The following is a 19,958-nucleotide window of genomic DNA, read 5'->3' on the forward strand; positions in this document are numbered from 1 at the left end:
CATGAACCAAAAATTACTAACCTAATAAATCAATTAGAATGAATAAGGTAATCAAACGTATTAATTTTCGCCTGGTCGGTCAGAAGATCTATTCCGGCCGTACTTCGAAAACATTAAATAAATTGGTCTTTGTGGTCTTGCTGCTATTTGTTTCAGCTGTGGGTCCGATGAGTAGTTTCGGGCAAAAGATGCAAGTGAACGATCTGGAGTATTTTGAGACCAGAGGTGTAAATGTGCTTGTTTTTAGCAGTGAGTACAACGGCATGTTTTTCGATGAAAAAACAGCAGGAATTGAGATTATTCAGCACGGAGTTCGTACCTCAACAGGCGGCGCTATCCGGCTGCAGAATACACCTGAGCAGTGGGACCTTGTGCCAAAAGTTGTCGATAGGAAGGTAAACCGGGAGAATAACTCGATTGAGGTGACGTTAACCTACGAGGATCTTGATTTTAATTCCAGATTGCTGGTTTCTTCCAAAGGCAAAGGCTTGGAAATAAGCGTTTTTCTGGATGAACCACTCCCTGAGAAACTGGAAGGACAGGCCGGTTTTAACCTCGAGTTTTTACCATCGGCTTACTTCGAAAGGTCATATCTGATGGATGGACAACCGGGAGTTTTTCCCAAATATCCTTCCAGTAATACAAGAATCGAACCCGGGAGCAAAAAAATAAAGCAATTTGCCGGTCATAACACTTTCGAAGACCGGGGAAGGGACGAGTTTATTGTGCCATATCAGTTGGCTACCGGGAAAATCATGGTTTTAGCTCCTGAAGATCCGGAACGCTTTGTAACCATAAAAAGCATGGATGCCGATTTGATGTTTTTCGATGGCCGAAATGTAGCCCAAAACGGATGGTTTATTGTGCGAAGTCTGCTCCCCGCCGGTAAAACAGGGAAAGTACTTACCTGGTACCTCGAACCCAATGCCATGCCGGATTGGATAAGAACACCGGTCGTTGGATTTTCCCAGGTGGGATACGTGCCTCAGCAGGAAAAGGTCGCCATCATTGAATTGGACAAAAACGATAATCCTCTAAAAACAGCGTCTGTTTTCAAGGTTAATGAAGATGGAAAATTTGTTGAAGCATTTAAAGGCGATGTGGTTGAATGGGGGGATTACCTGCGCTACAATTACGCGAAATTTGATTTCAGCGCGGTAAAAGAACCGGGAGTCTATTGCATTCAGTATGGCGATCAAAGAACGAATATCTTCCCGATTGGGCCTGATGTTTACGCCGGAACCTGGCACCCGACCCTCGATGTTTGGTTCCCGGTTCAAATGGACCATATGCAGGTGAACGAGGCCTATCGTGTATGGCATGGCGAGCCCTATAAAGATGATTGCCTGCAGGCTCCGTTGAACCATCAGCATTTCGATGGTTATTCGCAGGGGCCAACAACTGACACGAAGTACAAACCCCTGGAACGGATTCCCGGAATGGCCGTTGGTGGCTGGTTCGATGCCGGAGACTTTGATATCCAAACTGGTTCGCACAACAGTGTTATTTCCAGTTTTGTCGAACTATGGGAGGAATTCAATGTGCAGCGGGATCAAACTTACATCGATCAGAAAACGCGCTATGTTGACATCCATCGTCCGGATGGTAAACCTGATATTTTGCAACAAATTGAACATGGTGTATTGAACCTGGTTGCGCAGGTTGAAAATATCGGTCATCCGGTTCGCGGGATAATTGTACCCAACCTGCATCAGTACCACCACCTGGGGGATGCTTCGACTGAAACGGATAACCTTCCGTATAATCCAGATCTTAAGCCTTACGAAACCGATGGCGTATCGAGCGGTACCCCCGACGATCGCTGGGCATTTACCAACCGCAGTTCCTATTTGGATTACCAGACCGCAGCGACACTGGCTGCTGCAAGCAGGGCGTTAAAGGGCTATAACGATGAGCTTGCAAACAAGTGCCTGGCCTACGCCAAAAAGCTGTTGGAAGAAGCTGATGAAGCCGTGAAGAATTCCGGCAATGAATCCGATGAATCTTGGATGAGGTTGATGGCCAGAGGTGCAGATTTAAATACGGTACTACAGTTATACATTACGACCAAAGAAACGAAATACTTAGACCGCTTTGAGGAAAGGATCTGGACAATACTTGATCAATCCGGTCAAGGGCGCGATTTCGGTCAAATGTTTTTTGCGAGCCGAAGCCTTAATCCTGCCTTGAAAGCCATACCTTATATGAATGACGACTATAAAGCTAAATTGGAAAGCTATATTTTGAAATACAAAGCATCTGTCGATGAAATGGAGAAGAACAACCCCTATGGCTTGCCGATATCGCGCAGCGGTTGGGGCGGAAGCGGAATGGTCGTTAATGCAGCCATTACAAACTATTATGCGCACAAGGCTTTCCCCGCCATTATTGATAGGGAACATGTATTCAGAGGGCTAAACTTTATTTTTGGATGTCACCCCTATTCAAATATCTCATTTGTCAATGCCGTTGGAACCCGTTCCAAAAAGGTTGCCTATGGAATTAACCGGGCCGATTTTACAACCATTGCCGGAGGAATAGTCCCGGGACTGCTGTTGTTGAAACCGGATTTCCTCGAGAATAAGGATGATTGGCCATTTTTGTGGGGTGAAAATGAAGTTACCATTGGGGGCTCTGCCGAATATATTGTCCTCGCGAATGCCGTTCTTGATATGATCAAGGAGTAGTTATAGAAATAAGTTGTTCAATTATCCAAACTTTAAAATCATATATCTAAAATTGATATTCATCGATACGTTAATGCCCTAATTTTACGATGAACAGCCCAAGTGGTCAGTTTCTCAAGTATTCCGGTATAACTAACTTAAACCCATTATGAAACAAATCGTTCTTTCTGTTTTCTTTTTTTTGCTGTTTGGCCTGACTGGTTATTCGCAAGGCCCGGCCAAACAAGCTCCTCAAGGTTTCGACATGAATCGCGAAGGCATTGCGCAGGGAAAAATTGACACGATTGTTTATGCTTCAAAAACTGTTGGCGTCAACCGAAAGGCACTTGTTTATACACCTCCGGGTTTTTCGAAAAACAAAAAGTACCCGGTGCTTTATTTGTTGCATGGCATTGGTGGCGATGAAAAAGAGTGGTTCAATCAGGGCGCCCCACACATCATTCTTGACAACCTGTATGCCGATGGAAAACTGAAACCAATGATTGTGGTGTTGCCCAACGGCCGTGCCATGAAGGATGACCGCGCTGCCGGAAACATCATGGCGCCTGACAAAGTGCAGGCATTTGCCACATTTGAACAGGATTTGCTGGACGATTTGATTCCATTCGTTGAGAAAACGTATCCGGTAAAGAAAGACCGGGAGCATAGGGCCATTGCCGGTTTGTCGATGGGAGGCGGGCAGTCGCTGAACTTCGGTCTGGGCAACCTCGATCAATTTGCCTGGGTTGGTGGTTTTTCATCGGCGCCCAACACCAAACAGCCGGAGCATCTTGTACCCGATCCGGAGAATGCCCGTAACCAACTGAAACTGTTATACATTTCGTGTGGAGATCAGGATGGCCTGCTCCATGTAAGTAAACGCACAAGCGAATACCTGAAAGCCAGGGAAGTGCCACATATTTATCGGGTCATCCCAAATGGTTATCACGATTTTAAGGTTTGGAAAGATGATCTGTACTATTACGTGCAGTTGATCTTTTAAGTTGATGGATGATATTCCTGAAGAGGCCAGCTGTTGAGGCCAATTCCACAGAGATGAAATAATTGATTATAAAGAAATAAATTTAGTTAGAGATGATGAGCGTAAAATATCGTGGGCGAACGTCCCTAAAAGGAATGCAAGTTGGATTACTGTCTGTTTTGATGATTTTAGTTAGCGTGGCTGGATTTAGTCAAAACAAGAAGAAAAAAACTAGTAAGAGCGATAATATTCCCCTGTTTAGTCAAGTTGTTTACACCGGCGACGATGATGTTTATAAGAATAATCCCTTGGAAGCCGACGAATTCTACAACCCGATTTTACAGGGCTGTTATCCCGATCCGGCCATCACGCGTAAGGGCGATGACTATTTTTTGGTGAGCTCGTCGTTTGCCATGTTCCCGGGAGTTCCAATTTTTCATTCCAACGATTTGGTGAATTGGAACCAGGTGGGGCACGTTCTGGACCGCAAGTCGCAGTTAAAGGTTCACGACACGGGTATTAGTGCGGGTGTGTATGCTCCGGCCATCAAGTACAACCCGAACAACGATACCTTTTACATGATTACCACCCAGTTTGCGGGTGATTTTGGAAATATCGTGGTGAAAACCAAAGATCCTTTTGAAGGCTGGAGTGACCCGATTAAGTTAACATTCAATGGGATCGACCCGTCGATGTTTTTTGATGAAGACGGAAAAGCCTACGTTGTTCATAACGATGCGCCCGACCAGGGAAAAGAGTTGTACAACGGACATAGGGTGATCAAAATTTGGGATTATGATGTGGAGAACGACCAGGTGATTGCCGGAACTGACAAGATTATTGTCGATGGGGGAGTTGACCTGTCTGAAAAGCCCATTTGGATTGAAGCACCTCATATCTACAAGAAAAATGGCAAATACTATTTGATGTGTGCCGAAGGCGGAACGGGTGGCTGGCACAGCGAAGTGATTTTCATCAGCGACCATCCCCGGGGGCCATACAAACCGGCACCCAGCAATCCAATCCTGACCCAACGCTATTTTCCGCAAGAACGAGCAAATAAAGTTGATTGGGTAGGCCACGCCGATCTTGTCGAAGGTCCTGACGGCAAGTATTATGGTGTATTTCTGGCCATTCGCCCCAACGAAAAAGACCGGGTGAACACGGGCCGCGAAACCTTTATCTTGCCGGTCGACTGGTCGGGCGAGTTTCCAGTATTCGAAAACGGTTTGGTTCCCATGGAACCCAAGTTGAAAATGCCCGAAGGTGTTGAAAACAAAGCTGGAAGGGATGGTTTCTTTCCCAATGGCAATTTTACTTTCAAAGAAGATTTCAGTTCCGAAAAGCTCGACTATCGTTGGATTGGTTTGAGAGGGCCTCGCGAAGATTTCATGACGCTTACAAAAAAAGGTTTGCTGATTCAGCCTTTCGAAGTCAATATTAAGGAAGTGAAACCCACGTCAACCTTGTTCCACCGTCAGCAGCATAAAAACTTTTCGTTTGAAACCACACTCGATTACAAGCCAGCGTCGGAAAAGGATTTGGCGGGTATTGTGGCGCTTCAGAATGAACACTCGAACTACGTTTTTGGAGTGACGAAGATGGGCGATGAATACTGTCTTTTACTCGAACGGAATGAACGGCCGCGAAGAAGTCGCCAGGTGGAGTCAAAAATTGTGGCCAGCACGGTTATTGATATCAACAATCCGGTTCACTTAAAAGTGCAGGCCCATGGCGATGACTACCAGTTCAGCTATTCGATTAACGGAACTGATTTTGTAAATTTAGGAGGTACTGTGTCGGGCGACATTCTCTCGACCAATGTAGTTGGTGGATTCACCGGTTGTTTGCTGGGCTTGTATGCGACTTCGGCCAACGATGCTGTTCCTGAATAACTTTGGTATAGTTTGTTTAAATATTCACGTTTTTCAATTGGCAGGTTCGACGTAATTTTGGTATCCTGCCAATTAGAGCGAAACACCTGTATTGCAGATCAGTAAACTAAATGAAATGAAAATCAAAAGTGGTAGTCTAATCATCCTGTCAGCATTGTTATTTGTAAATATAATATTTGCTCAGGCTCAAAAGGCTGAAAATCCAATCATTTTTGCCGATGTGCCCGATTTGTCGATGATCCGCGTGGGCGATACCTACTACATGGCCAGCACCACCATGCACATGTGCCCCGGTGTTCCCATTATGAAATCGAAAGATTTGGTGAATTGGGAAATGCTCAACTATGCCTACGATCGGTTGGGCGAGGATGATGCCTTGAGCCTTGTGAACGGAAAAAGCAATTACGGAAAAGGCACTTGGGCCAGCAGTTTGCGTTATCACAAGGGTACGTACTACATCGCAACCTATGCCCAAACAACCGATAAAACTTACATTTTTCGGACCAACGATATTGAAAAAGGCAATTGGAAAGTGAATTCGTTTTCGCCAGGTTATCACGATTGTACGCTTGTTTTCGACAACAACCGTGCGTTCTTGATCACCGGTGGTGGTCGATTGCAAATCGTTGAGCTGAACGAAGATTTAACGGGCGTGAAAGAAGGTGGGATCAATCAGGTGCTCATCGAAAATGCCAGTGCACCAACCGAACCGAATATGCTGAAAGCCGAAGGTTCACAGCTTTTTCAACACAACGGGAAGTACTATTTGTTCAACATTTCGTGGCCACGTGGCGGTATGCGCACCGTTTTGGTTCATCGTGCCGACAACCTAATGGGACCTTGGGAAGGCCGCATTGCGCTTCAAGATAAAGGGGTGGCGCAGGGAAGCATCATCGATACGCCCGATGGCAAGTGGTTTGCCTACTTGTTCCAGGATCATGGTTCCGTTGGCCGCATTCCATTCTTAGTTCCCATGAAATGGGTAGATGGTTGGCCGGTGTTGGGTGTCGATGGCAAAGTGCCCGAAACCCTCGACCTGCCTGCCAGCAAAGGCTTGATGCCCGGCATTGTGGCCAACGACGAGTTCAAACGAAAAAAGGGCCAACCTGCGTTGCCTTTGGTTTGGCAGTGGAATCACAATCCCGACAATTCATTGTGGTCGGTAACCGAGCGCAAAGGATTTCTTCGCCTGAAAACGGGTCGTATCGACTCGCTTTTCCTCAAGTCGCGCAACACGCTCACACAGCGCACCATTGGCCCGGTTTGCACCGGAACAACCTTGCTCGATGCCACCAATTTGAAAGAAGGCGATTTTGCCGGATTGACTGCGTTTCAACGCAAATTTGGTCAGGTGGGAGTGAAAGTAGTCAACGGGCAAAAATACCTGTTCATGGTAAGCAACAAAACCGATGTACCCACCGAATTGGAAAGTTTGCCGCTGGTTCAAAATAAAGTGAACTTGAAAATTGAATGCGATTTCAGGAATAAAATCGATGTGGCCAAATTCTTCTACAGCCTCGATGGAAAGGCTTGGAAACAAATTGGCGGCGAGCTCAAAATGGAATACACGCTCATGGAGCACTTCATGGGCTACCGTTTTGGATTGTTCAACTATGCTACCAAAACAACGGGTGGATACGCCGATTTCGATTACTTTCGCATTAGTGATCAAATTTCAAAATGATACTTAGTGTAAAATATTCATTATGAGAAGATTTGGTTTGTTATTTTTAGCGCTTATTTGCGTATTCGGATTCTCGAAAGCTGCTGAGAAAACCGTTAGCAGTCCCGACGGAAAATTGGTTGTAAGCATTGCCGATACCAACGGAAAAGCCGTTTACAAAGTGGTTTACAACGGGAAAACCTTCCTCGAAAATTCACCTTTGGGAATGGAAACCAACGTGGGCGATTTCACCAGTGGCCTTGTTTTGGGCAGCCAAGCGCAACAGCGCAAAATCGATGAAACGTATTCCTTGCCCAACATCAAAAAAAGCAAGGTGAATTATGTGGCCACCGAAGGTGTTTTTTCTTTTTTGAAAGATGAAAAACCTGCGTTCGACGTCATTTTTCGCGTAAGCAACAACGATGTGGCGTTTCAATACAAGGTGCATCCACAGGGCGAACGCAAAAGCTGTATGGTGAACCAAGAGGCTTCGGGTTTTGTGTTCCCTAAAGGAACAACCACCTTCCTCACGCCACAAAGCAAAACCATGGTAGGCTTTGCGCGTACCATGCCCAGCTACGAAATGCAATTCACCGTTGACGCGCCCATGGGCCAAAACGGATCGGAAAACAACGGCTACACCTTTCCTTGTTTGTTCAAGGTGAACAACGACGGTTGGGTGCTTATTTCCGAAACGGGCGTTGACAGCCGCTACTGCGGAAGTCGCTTGTTGGGTCATGCCAACGGTTTGTACACCATCGGTTTCCCTATGGAAGGCGAAAACAACGGAAACGGAACGGCAGCGCCGGGCATTCCGTTGCCAGGTTTCACGCCTTGGCGCACCATCACCGTGGGCGAAACGTTGACGCCCATTGTTGAAACAACCGTTGCATTCGATGTGGTAAAACCCCTTTACGAAGCTTCGCAAGCGTACAAATACACCAAAGGCTCGTGGAGCTGGATCATGAAAATGGACGGCGCCACGGTGTTCGATGTTCAAAAAGAATATGTCGATTTTAGTGCGGCCATGGGCTACGAAACCGTGCTGGTGGATGCCCTTTGGGACACTCAAATTGGCTACAATAAAATTGAAGAACTGGCCAAATATGCTGCCAGCAAAGGCGTTTCGTTGTATTTGTGGTACAACTCGAACGGTTATTGGAACGACGCGCCACAGGGGCCACGCGGCATTATGGACAACACCATTGCCCGCCGCAAAGAAATGGCCTGGATGAAAAGCATTGGCGTGAAAGGCATCAAAGTCGACTTCTTTGGGGGCGACAAGCAAGTGACCATGAAGTTGTTCGAAGACATTCTGATCGATGCCAACGACTTTGGAATCATGGTTATTTTCCACGGCTGCACCTTGCCACGCGGCTGGGAGCGCATGTATCCCAATTATGCGGCCAGCGAAGCCATTTTGGCCAGCGAAAACCTACACTTCAGCCAATACCATTGTGACCGCGAGGCCTTCAGTGCCACGTTGCACCCATTCATCCGCAACACGGTGGGCAGCATGGACTTTGGCGGTAGCGCGCTCAACAAGTTCTACAACGGAAACAACACGCCCAACCGAGGTTCCAAGCGCAAAACGTCCGACGTGTTTGCATTGGCCACGGCCGTGCTTTTCCAAAGCGGAGTTCAGCACTTTGCCTTGGCGCCCAACAACCTCACCGACGCACCCGCCTGGGCCATCGATTTCATGAAAAACGTGCCAACCACTTGGGACGAAGTGAAATTCATTGACGGTTACCCCGGGAAGTATGTGATTGTGGCACGCCGCAAAGACGACAAATGGTACATTGCAGGAATCAACGCTCAGAATGAAACCCTGAAGTTGAAACTCAATTTGCCCATGCTTCAAGCAAATGCTGAATTGAAAGCTTACACCGACGATGCGCAGCTCAACGGCAAAGTGGCATCGGTTAAACTGAATAATAAACAGGAAATTGATGTGCAAATTCCGACCAACGGCGGGATTCTGCTCGTTCAATAATAACTCATAAGAAACCGAGGAGAAAACAGGGATTCTCATAGAGAAAACAGGGGAATTTAATCTCAGTGAAACTCCGTGCAATCTCTGTTAACTCTGTGGTTTAATTTACTTTTTACTTCGCCGCAGGCTATTGAAAAACAGGTCGATTGCCGGCTCATTATCATTTTTTAAACCTGATTAATATCAAAACAGATGACCAACTTAACCGCTTTTTTCACTTCACTTTCTATACTGGTGGCTGTGCTTTTTGTTCAAAATACGAATGTTTCAGCCCAAAACCCATTTATTCGCAACCAGTTTACAGCCGATCCATCAGCACGGGTTTTCAATGATAAAATCTATGTGTTTCCTTCGCACGATATTCTAGCTCCCGAGGGTGAAAACCTTCGGAAAGACTGGTTCTGTATGGAAGATTACCACGTGTTTTCGTCCGAAAACCTGACCGATTGGACCGACCACGGCATGATTGTGAGCCAGTATGATGCCCCTTGGATCGATTCGACATCGTACAGTATGTGGGCACCCGATTGTGTGGAGCATAACGGCAAATATTACTTTTATTTTCCGGCCAATACCAATGAAGTGGACGAGAACGGGCGAAAAGGTTTTGGTATTGGCGTGGCGGTGGCCGATCAACCCGAAGGGCCGTATGTAACTCAGCAAGAAAATATTAAAGGCATTAAGGGAATCGATCCCAATGTGCTGATCGACAAAGACGGACAAGCGTACATCTATTGGTCGCACGGGCATATTTTTGTGGCCAAATTGAAAGAAAACATGTTGGAACTCGATTCAGAGCCGATGATCATTCCCAATCTTCCCGAGAAAGGGTTGAAAGAAGGGCCATGGGTTTTCGAACGCAACGGCTTGTATTATCTTACTTTTCCGCATGTGGAAAACAAAACCGAGCGGTTGGAGTATGCCATTGGCGATAACCCGATGGGGCCCTTTAAAATGACCGGCGTGATTATGGACGAGTCGCCAACGGGTTGTTGGACCAACCACCATTCCATTGTTGAATACAACAAGCAGTGGTACCTGTTTTACCATCACAACGATTATTCGCCGCAGTTCGATAAAAACCGTTCTGTTCGTGTCGACAGCCTGTTTTTCAATGCCGACGGAACCATCCAGAAAGTTATTCCAAGCCTGCGTGGTGTTGGACTCACCAAGGCAACAAACAATATTGAAATCGACCGTTACAGCACTATCAGCAATTCGGGTGCAACAATCGGTTTTAAGAATAGCACCAATCCGTTTGAAGGCTGGAAGACCATTTTCGATAGCAGGGATGCTTGGATTCAGTATGATGCCGTCGATTTTGGTGATCAAAAGCTGACGTCGGTTCAGGTCAGGGCTTTGTCCGAAGAGGGCGGCACCTTGCAAATCCGTTTAAACCATGCGGATGGCCTAGTCGTGGGCGAAGTGAGCATTCCTCAAAGTGCCGAATGGAAAATCATTGACGCCCCATTATCTAAATTTCAGTCCGGGGTTCAGAACCTGGTTGTCGTCAACAAAGCGGATAACCCGGTTGAGGTCGACTGGATTCGCTTTGAAAACCAAACAGGCGCGTATTACACCGGTAATTATCCCAATCTCCTCCTTGAGGCTGGGTATAGCCAGCAAGAAATTGATGCGAAATTGTCCAAGGCCTATTACGATCTTTTTGAAGGGCCCAATCGGGTTTATTTTGAGGTGGGCGATTCGATGGCTTACGTATCGGATTTGAAGAACCATGATGCCCGTTCCGAAGGACTTTCCTATGGAATGATGGTGGCTGTTCAGTTAGACAAGAAGGAAGTTTTTGACCGGATTTGGCGTTGGACAAAAAAATACACCCAGCATCAGGGCGGGCCGCGAGATGGCTATTTTGCCTGGAGCATCAACCCCGAAACCATGGTAAAAAACTCAGAAGGATCGGCTTCGGATGGCGAGTTGTTTTTTGTAACTACGCTGTTATTTGCATCGAATCGCTGGGGAAATGACACCGGCATTGATTATTACGCCGAAGCCCGGAGAATACTGGATGCCATGTGGGCAAAAGATGGTACGGGTGGAATTCACCATGTGATCAACCTGGAACACAAACAAATCAGCTTTGTGCCTGAGGGTGGCGGATACGAATGGACCGATCCGTCGTATCATGTTCCGGCTTTTTTGGAGGTTTGGGCCGATTTTGCAAATGATGGTCACGAGCAGTTTTACCGCGATTGTGCCGATACCGCTCGTATGTTTTTGCACCGCGCCTGTCACGCTGAAACCGGATTGAATTTCGACTACACCAACTTTGACGGTATAGCGCACCCAACCCGTTGGATGCCTGCCGGTTTTCGTTACGATTCATGGCGAGTTCCAATGAATATTGCCATGGACTACGTTTGGTTTGGCAAGGATAAAGCTTGGCAGGAAGATTATGCCGCGCGAATTCACGGATTTTTACGGAAAGAAGGCATCAACGATTTTGTTGATCAGTACAATCCGGATGGTACGACTCCAGAGTTTATTTTACAAGCGGGCGGTTTTCAGAAGTTGCGGCACTCGCTGGGCTTTATTTCGACGGCTGCAACGGTTTCACTCATCGATGAAGTGGATCCGGACTACGATTTTGTGCATAAGCTTTGGAATGAAAAACTGGAGCCTTATGAAGACGAATACTTCGATCCGTATTTTGACGGCCTCATGTACCTGTTCAGTTTAATGCATCTGAGCGGTAACTATCAGGCTATTGTTCCTGAATAGGTGAAAGACGAGCTTAGGTGATTCGGTTTCTAATGGCTAACTTGCTTTTCCTTAGCAATCAAATCTTGTTTGTCTAAATTTAAAACTCATTTATCTCATATCGAAAAGCGGTCTGGGACAGACGGATTATTATTGGGTAGAATTTGAATTGAACCTGATTTTAACCTGACTTATGAAAAAACGACTACCCGGACTGTTGTTCTTACTGATGTTCCTTTCATGGATCTCGGATGTTTATGCGTGGGAAGGCATGCCCACTCCCAAGTTACATGTTGACGGCCGCTATTTGAAAGACCCGCATGGCAATACGGTCAACCTGCATGGTTTTGCCCAGACTTACAGTCCATGGTTTAACGAGCGGGGAACCCAATGGACCAACTACGACGTAAATGGCTGTTTGGCCTATAATCAAGGTTTGATTGATGATATCCTGGATGCCGGCTGGAAGATGAACTTTTTGCGTTTGCACATGGATCCGTATTGGAGCAATACGCCCGGTTGTACGCCTGATGGCCACGAACTTCCGAATTGTTTTAACGAAGATCGGTTCAGAAAATACCTGGATGAAGTGTTCATTCCCATGGCCGAATATGCCATTTCAAAAGGACTGTATGTGATTATGCGTCCTCCCGGGGTTAGTCCCGAAGTTATTGGAGTGGAGGACGATTATAACTATGCGCAATACCTGATGACGGTTTGGGACATTGTGTCGAAGCATCCAAAAATAAAAAACAGCGATGAGATCATGCTTGAGCTGGCCAATGAGCCGGTTCGGATTCGGCTGGCCGATGGAACCGAAGGGTCCAATGCCCAGGCACATTTTGATGTGCTCAAACAAATTTTTCAACCAATCGTCAACAAAATACGCGAAAATGGCTTTCACAATGTGCTCTGGATTCCGGGTTCGGGCTACCAGTCGCAGTACAAAGGTTTTGCCTTAAATCCGATTGAAGGCGAAAATATTGGCTACGCTGTGCATGTTTATCCGGGTTGGTTTGGTAGCGCCGATGGTTACGAAGTTTTTAAGCAAGAGTGGGACGAACAGGTTAAGCCGGTTGCTGATTTTGCGCCCATTGTGATTACTGAAATGGATTGGGCGGATGAAAAATACGAGTCATCCTGGGGGAAAGGCCATACCGGAACTGCCGGGGGCGATGGTTTTGGCGCCAACTTCAAAAAGATTATGGACGAAACCGGCAATGTGAGCTGGCTACTTTTTACAAGTCCCGATTTACTCGCCCAGTTTACAGGTGAACCGCCGGCTGAGGGCGAACCCTATACTTTTTTGAACGATCCGGAAGCCTGTCCGTGGCCGGTTTATCACTGGTATCAGGAGTATGCCAATGAAAATTACCCGCGCCCCGACTTTCAATACCAGTCGCAGAGCGACAATGGCGATGGAACTTATTCCAATCCCTTGATTTTTGCCGACTTCCCCGATCCTGATGTCATACGGGTGGGCGATGTTTACTACATGGTATCCACCACCATGCACATTTTTCCCGGTGCTACCATTTTGAAATCTTTCGACCTGGTGAACTGGGAATACTGTAGCAACCCGCTGGAGAAGATCGAATCGTCGGCCTGTTTCGATTTGGATGGATGTGACCGGTATGGCCACGGCCAATGGGCAACTAGCCTGAAATACAACAATGGAACATATTACCTGCTGTTTACAACCCTGGAAGAAGGTAGTTACCTATTAACGGCAACCGATCCGGAAGGGCCTTGGGAAAAACAAAAACTGGCTGACACTTTTTACGATCCGGGCCTGTTTTTCGACGAGGATGGGAAAACCTATGTTGCTTACGGGATCAATACACTAAAAATTGCTGAGTTGGATGAAGATTTTTCGGTTGTTCCCGGGTCGGCGCAGGATGTTTACACTTATACGGTAAAAGAAGGGCTGGAGGGCAGCCATTTGTACAAGATCAACGGCTATTACTACATTTATGCGACCTATGGCGGATGGCCGGCGTACCAGGTGGCTTTGCGGTCGACCAATATTTATGGCCCCTACGAAGAAAAACTTTTGCTGGATGATGATAATATTCATCAGGGTGCCTTGGTGGAAACCCAAACCGGCGAATGGTGGACGGTTTTGTTTTACGATAAAGGCGCTTTCGGCCGCTTACCCAACCTTCAGCCTGTGACCTGGGTGGATAACTGGCCGGAAATTGGTGTTGACGGAAAAGGTGTTACCACTTACACCAAACCCAATGTTGGTCGCGACTACCCTGTGAAAGTCCTCCCGACCAATGATAACTTCAGGAACTATAAACCGGGCATGCAATGGGGATGGAACCACAATCCGGATAATACAAAGTGGTCGCTCACGGAGCGTCCGGATTACCTGCGGCTGGAAACGGTGAGCGTGGTGAACGACTTAACCCAAGCACGGAATACCTTGACCCAACGGATTTTTGGCTATCCTTCGGATCTGGATAAATCATTTGGCACGATTAAAATGGATATTGAAAATATGCTGGAAGGCGATGTGGCCGGGTTGGCCGTTTTTCAGGATCCGTATGCTTATGTTGGGGTGAAAGTGATTGACGGACAAAAAGTGTTGGTGATGATGAATGACGGCACAATGGTTACCGGCGCCGCAATTGAAGGCATCGAAGTTTATTTGCGTGCTGTGGCAAGTTACAACACCAGCATGGCCGGATTTTATTTTAGTTTGGATAACGAAACCTACACGAAAATCGGAACGGACTTGGACATGAAATTCGATCTTTCGGTATTTACCGGCAACAAGTTCAGCATCTTTAACTTTGCTACCGTTCAAACCGGAGGCTACGTGGATCTTGATTGGTTTTCAACCGAAGAATTTTTCTCGGAAGAAACTTTTTATGATGACGCTTTTGAAGGCTACAGTGAAGAGTCGCTGACTTTGACTGACCTGATTGTTGAAGGGGGCGATGTGGAATTGCTCACCGGCGGTACCGCCAGCTTATCGGTTCAGGCAGTTTTTGCCGATGGCCGGACGGAAGATGTTTCCATTGGTGCAACATACGATAATCCCAAGCCCGAAATCATTCAAATTGTAAACGGAAACATTATTGCTGATGCCGATGGCGAAGTAACAGTTACCGTAACCTACCAGGGCGGACTGGGAAATCCGGTTTCGCGCCAGTTTACGGTTACTTCTTCTACTTTTCCGTTGACCAGCGGACTGTTTAACCCTTCGATTTATGCGAATGGAACTTTTGACGAGACGACAGCAACCTTGGTTACCGGCCAATATGGCTTTGGCGGATGGAAATACGATGCCGGCATTGACCTTTCGGATTACAAATATTTGGTCGTCAGGTTGGAAAAAGCAGCAACTTGTTCGCCCTCGTTCCGCCTGTTCGATAGTAATAGTTACTGGGATGGAGCTGCAGAATACGATTTTGGAAACCGTACCGAAATGACTGTTCCGCTTTATAATATGTACAAGAAAGACACCGACACCAAACTGGATCCTTCGCATATTTACATCATCGGATTCTGGACACTTGGAGGTTGCCCGGTTGAAATTGCGGAGGTGTTTCTGACCAATACCATCGATGAAGGGACGATCCCGACGGATGTGTCGGAGATTCCGATTCGAAATCATGATGAAACAGAGCTGGTTGATGTGTATTCCGTGATGGGAATCAAACTGCGTTCGGATGTTATACGGAAAAATGCCACAAAAGGGCTTCCGGCAGGAGTTTATATTGTTGGTAACCAGAAAGTAGTTGAAATAGGATTGGGATTCTGATGCACCTGGATCCAGGATGATGTTGTCTCATTTTGATCTGGATGAATGCTCATTTTGTGACTTTTGCCTTTTTACTTTACCTTGTTATCCCAGTAAATTGTTGCTAAAAACGTGTCATACAACAACGAGTGGCACATCGCAAAAAAGTCATTTTTAATAGCTGTTTTTGGCAATATTTTAATTGTTTTGCTATCTGTATCATGGAATGAAACCAGACCTGCTTATGATTTTTAAGTTCAAGATAGTTATTGCCTGCATTTTCGTGCTGCTGAATACCATCCCTTTTCAGGTTCGGGCAGCGAATGATGTTCAGTTTTTCAATCTGAATAACGAATATGAAATTTCGATCCGCGAAACCAACCAGGTATGCAGCGATGATAATGGGTTTATTTGGATTTCATCCAAAATGGGCATTCTTCGTTATACCCAGGATGATATCCGGATTTATCAGTTGCCGTATGAAACTGCCGATATCATTTCAGTTCGGTTAGTTTACAAAGATGCTGTTTTGTATGCGTTTACCAATAATGGCCAAATTTTTAAGTACGATGCCATTCAGGATATATTTGAATTAGAGATCAACATTGCCAAAGAACTTCGGAATCCGTATATCATAGTAACCAAGCTCTTGGTTGATGGTCAGGGGAGAATGTGGCTTTCTTCTTCGTTTGGGTTGTATTGTTACGACCCGGAAGCCGGACTGAAATCGCTGGCCCAGGCCGAAAGTATTCATTCTTTGGAATGGTTTGACGACCATACTTTCTTTTTTGCCATTAACGGGCAGATCAGGCTATATAATACGCTTGATTTCTCATCAAGCGATTATTTTGTATTTCCCGAAGGTAAGGACTATTTTGTGTCTCATTTTCTATTCGATAAAGAGTTAAATACACTTTGGGTAGGAACACGCGCGGATGGCCTTTTTTATTTAACGGACGAAAATGGAAGGATGAGCCTTTCCGGTGTTTCCGCGATACCGAACCAACCCATACTGGCAATCGAAACTATTTCCGACTCAACCATGCTTATTGGCATTGATGGCCAGGGGCTGTGGGAAATCAACAAGCAGGGAACACGGATCCTGAATGTTTTTAAGGAAGATCCGGATAATCCTAATTCGCTGAAGGGTAATGGTGTATATGACATTTACCGCGATCAAAATAATCGTGTCTGGGTTTGCACCTATAGTGGAGGAGCTTCTTATTTCGATCAGGCCAATCCGATCGTAACCAAGATCAATCATGTGGCCAATAATCCCAATTCGCTGGTCACAGATGATGTAAACAGCATATTGGAAGACACGGACGGTAATCTCTGGTTTGCAACAAATAATGGCATCAGCTACTGGAATGTAGCCGCCAATCGCTGGAAATCGTTCTATCATAACAAACGGGAGCAGGCGCAGGTGTTTTTGTCGCTTTGCGAGGACGACCAGGGGAGAATATGGGCTGGCTCCTATTCATCAGGCGTTTATTTGCTCGACCGAAAAACCGGCAGAGAATTGGCCCATTACAGCCCGGATGCAACTAAAGGCGAATTTGGCTGTAACTTTATTTTTGATATTCATAAGGATACGCGGGGCGATATCTGGATTGGTGGTGTGAATGGTGACTTGATTTGTTATCAACCCAAGAAGAACAGGTTTAAATCTTTTCCCGATATGACTGTTTACGTAATGGCGGATTATGGGCCGGATAAACTGTTGATCGGTACCACTTACGGTTTGTTGCTGTTTGATAAAAAGGACGGACAAACCCAAACCTTATTGGAAGGCTATTTGGTCTATGATATTGTATTGAAGAATAATGTGGTTTGGCTATGCACCAGTGGGGACGGGGTTATTCGGTATGATCTTAAAAGCAAGCTAATACATCGATATTCGGTCGATTCAGGATTGCCCTCGAATTTTGTCAACAGCATCGTGTTTTCGAACGGATACTTTTGGATCGGGACAGAGCAGGGCTTGAGCCGGTTAAACGAGATGGATAATACGATACTGACCTTCACGTCGTTATCTGATTTGAGCAACGTTTCGTTTAATCAAAATTCCTACTATACGCTTCGAAATGGTAAGTTGATATGGGGAACCAATACGGGGGCTTTGGTTTTTGACCCCAATGAAATTCAGCCCAAGCAGGATGAAGGCCGGATCTTTTTTCAGGACCTGACGGTTTCCGGGCGATCGATTCGCGAATCGTCAAACATTAGGCTCAACAATCCATTGGATAGTCTCCAGGAATTGTCCCTTAAATATTACCAAAATACGGTCAGCCTTGAATTGATCCCCATTGGCGTTACCTCACCAGGCTCCAAATTTTCGTGGAAACTGGAAGGGCTCGACCAAGAGTGGAGCAAACCGGTCAACAACCGGATTTTGTCGTATTCCAATATTCCCAGTGGAACGTATTCGCTGCGGATCCGTATGGTTGACAGTTCTTTAACTACGGTTATTGATGAAAGGGCCATTACGCTGCACATGATTCCGCCAATTTGGGAGGAATGGTGGTTTAAGATGCTGGTTTTAGTTTTTATCGTTGGTCTGGGGGTTTTCTTGTTTTTCTATTATGTTGACCGGTTGAAAAAACAACATTCGGAGGAAAAAATCCGGTTTTTCGCCAATACCGCTCACGATATCAGGACCTCGCTAACGTTAATCAGCGGACCAATTGAGGAATTGCACAAAGAGCCGGGGCTCTCCAATAAGGGACTGCAATATTTACATTGGGCAACCGAACAAGCGCAACGTTTGTCAAAGGTGGTTACTCAACTGATGGATTTTCAGAAAGTTGATATTGGGAAAGAAAAGCTGTCGTTGTCGATGGTCGATATCGTTAAGATCATCGAGAACCGGGTTATGATGTTTGAATCGTATGCCAATAGTAAGAATGTTGAATTGCGGTTTACCACAAACTTTTCGAAATTTGTTACCGCCATGGATGAATCCATGATTGAGAAGGTGATTGACAACCTGATTTCCAACGCGATAAAATATTCTTATCCCAATATGCCGGTACTGGTTGACTTGCAATGCTTTTCAAATAAGTGGATTTTGGAAGTAAAAGACCAGGGAATCGGGATCAGTAAAAAGGTGCAGCGGCAGTTGTTTCATGAATATTACCGGGGCGACAATGCCGTGAACTCGAAGATTGTTGGTTCCGGTATTGGGCTGCTGCTGGTGAAAAACTATGTGAATCTGCATGACGGCAAGGTCAGCTGTTTCAGCCAGCTAAATGTTGGTTCTACCTTTCAGGTTGTGATGCCGGTGAAACGGATTGATGAGGCGGAAATGAAGCAAAAGTCCCCCGACGAAAAAGTCGTTCAGCCGTTGGTGCAGAAAAAGGATATGCATTCAGTTATGATGAACGGGTCTGATCCTGTTACCAATCACAAAATGAAGGTTTTGATTGTTGAAGACCATGATTATTTACGGGAGTTTTTACAATCGGCTATGGATCCGCAATTTCAAATTACCCTGGCCGAAGACGGGCAGCAGGCATGGGAACTAATCCAGAAGGAAACCCCGGACCTGGTGGTTTCTGATATTATGATGCCGAACATGGATGGCTTCGAATTATGCAGCAAACTAAAATCAACCTACGAAACGTCCCATATTCCGATTATTTTGCTGACGTCCTTATCCGGGAAGGCTCAGCAGATGAAGGGATTAGGGCTTGGTGCGGATGATTACCTGACAAAACCTTTCGATGTAACCTTGCTTCAGCAGCGGATCCGGACAATCATTCAGAACCGCGAGGTAATTCGTGAAAAGGCCCTGAAAATCATAAAAGTAAATGAGGATGAAACGATTTTGGACAATGAGTTGAATGACAAATTTTTGAAGAAGATGGTTGAGATTGTGCGGGAAAACCTGGCAAATTCACAGTTCTCCAAAAACGATTTTGCTTCGGCCATGAATGTTAGTCCCTCGCTTTTGTATAAGAAGATTAAATCGTTGACCGATCAGTCGCCAACTGACTTTATCAAATCGATCCGGTTGGATCATGCGCTGGAGTTGTTGCAGACGAAAAAATATTCCATCACCGAGGTTAGCGAACTCTGCGGGTTTGCAAGCGTTGGCTATTTTAGCACGGTCTTCCGGAAACACTACGGTAAATCGCCAACTCAGGTCAGTTAAATTTGGATTGGGAAAATGCGTTCCCGGAATATTTCTTATCCCCAAAAGACAAGTGTCATTACGTTGTCAGACATGGTCATTAAATGGTTAAAAGAACAACAAATGACAATCAACTGACTACGAATTACAAT

The 19,958-nt window shown here is 45.8% G+C and carries 8 protein-coding genes; all 8 read left to right on the plus strand.

Going from position 1 to position 19,958, the window contains the following annotated elements; genetic code table 11:
• Positions 1–38: 38 nt before the first annotated feature.
• The 8 genes from N2K84_RS11035 to N2K84_RS11070 all read left to right on the plus strand — a co-directional run bounded on the left by N2K84_RS11035 (position 39) and on the right by N2K84_RS11070 (position 19,827).
• Positions 39–2,687, plus strand: coding sequence for a glycoside hydrolase family 9 protein (locus N2K84_RS11035; protein WP_282591870.1), 2,649 nt, complete (start codon positions 39–41; stop codon positions 2,685–2,687).
• A gap of 148 nt (positions 2,688–2,835) precedes the next feature.
• Positions 2,836–3,669, plus strand: a complete 834-nt coding sequence (locus tag N2K84_RS11040) for an alpha/beta hydrolase (protein ID WP_282591871.1) — start codon at positions 2,836–2,838, stop codon at positions 3,667–3,669.
• Positions 3,670–3,803: 134 nt separating this feature from the next.
• Positions 3,804–5,543, plus strand: coding sequence for a glycoside hydrolase family 43 protein (locus N2K84_RS11045; protein ID WP_282591872.1), 1,740 nt, complete (start codon positions 3,804–3,806; stop codon positions 5,541–5,543).
• A 115-nt stretch (positions 5,544–5,658) separates the two neighbouring features.
• A complete protein-coding gene (locus tag N2K84_RS11050) occupies positions 5,659–7,227 on the plus strand; it encodes a glycoside hydrolase family 43 protein (protein WP_282591873.1) in 1,569 nt (522 codons plus the stop codon).
• A 22-nt stretch (positions 7,228–7,249) separates the two neighbouring features.
• A complete protein-coding gene (locus tag N2K84_RS11055) occupies positions 7,250–9,202 on the plus strand; it encodes a glycoside hydrolase family 97 protein (protein WP_282591874.1) in 1,953 nt (650 codons plus the stop codon).
• Between the two features lie 192 nt (positions 9,203–9,394).
• The gene (locus tag N2K84_RS11060) at positions 9,395–11,941 is read left to right on the plus strand and encodes a glycosyl hydrolase family 8 (protein ID WP_282591875.1); all 2,547 of its coding nucleotides are present in this window, start codon (positions 9,395–9,397) and stop codon (positions 11,939–11,941) included.
• A gap of 172 nt (positions 11,942–12,113) precedes the next feature.
• On the plus strand, positions 12,114–15,692 hold the full coding sequence (locus N2K84_RS11065) for a family 43 glycosylhydrolase (RefSeq protein ID WP_282591876.1): 3,579 nt from the start codon (positions 12,114–12,116) through the stop codon (positions 15,690–15,692).
• A 223-nt stretch (positions 15,693–15,915) separates the two neighbouring features.
• Positions 15,916–19,827, plus strand: a complete 3,912-nt coding sequence (locus N2K84_RS11070) for a hybrid sensor histidine kinase/response regulator transcription factor (RefSeq protein ID WP_282591877.1) — start codon at positions 15,916–15,918, stop codon at positions 19,825–19,827.
• The last annotated feature ends 131 nt before the right edge of the window (positions 19,828–19,958 follow it).

Origin of the sequence: Gaoshiqia sediminis (assembly GCF_025907915.1) — a bacterium.
Lineage (GTDB): Bacteria > Bacteroidota > Bacteroidia > Bacteroidales > Prolixibacteraceae > Gaoshiqia > Gaoshiqia sediminis.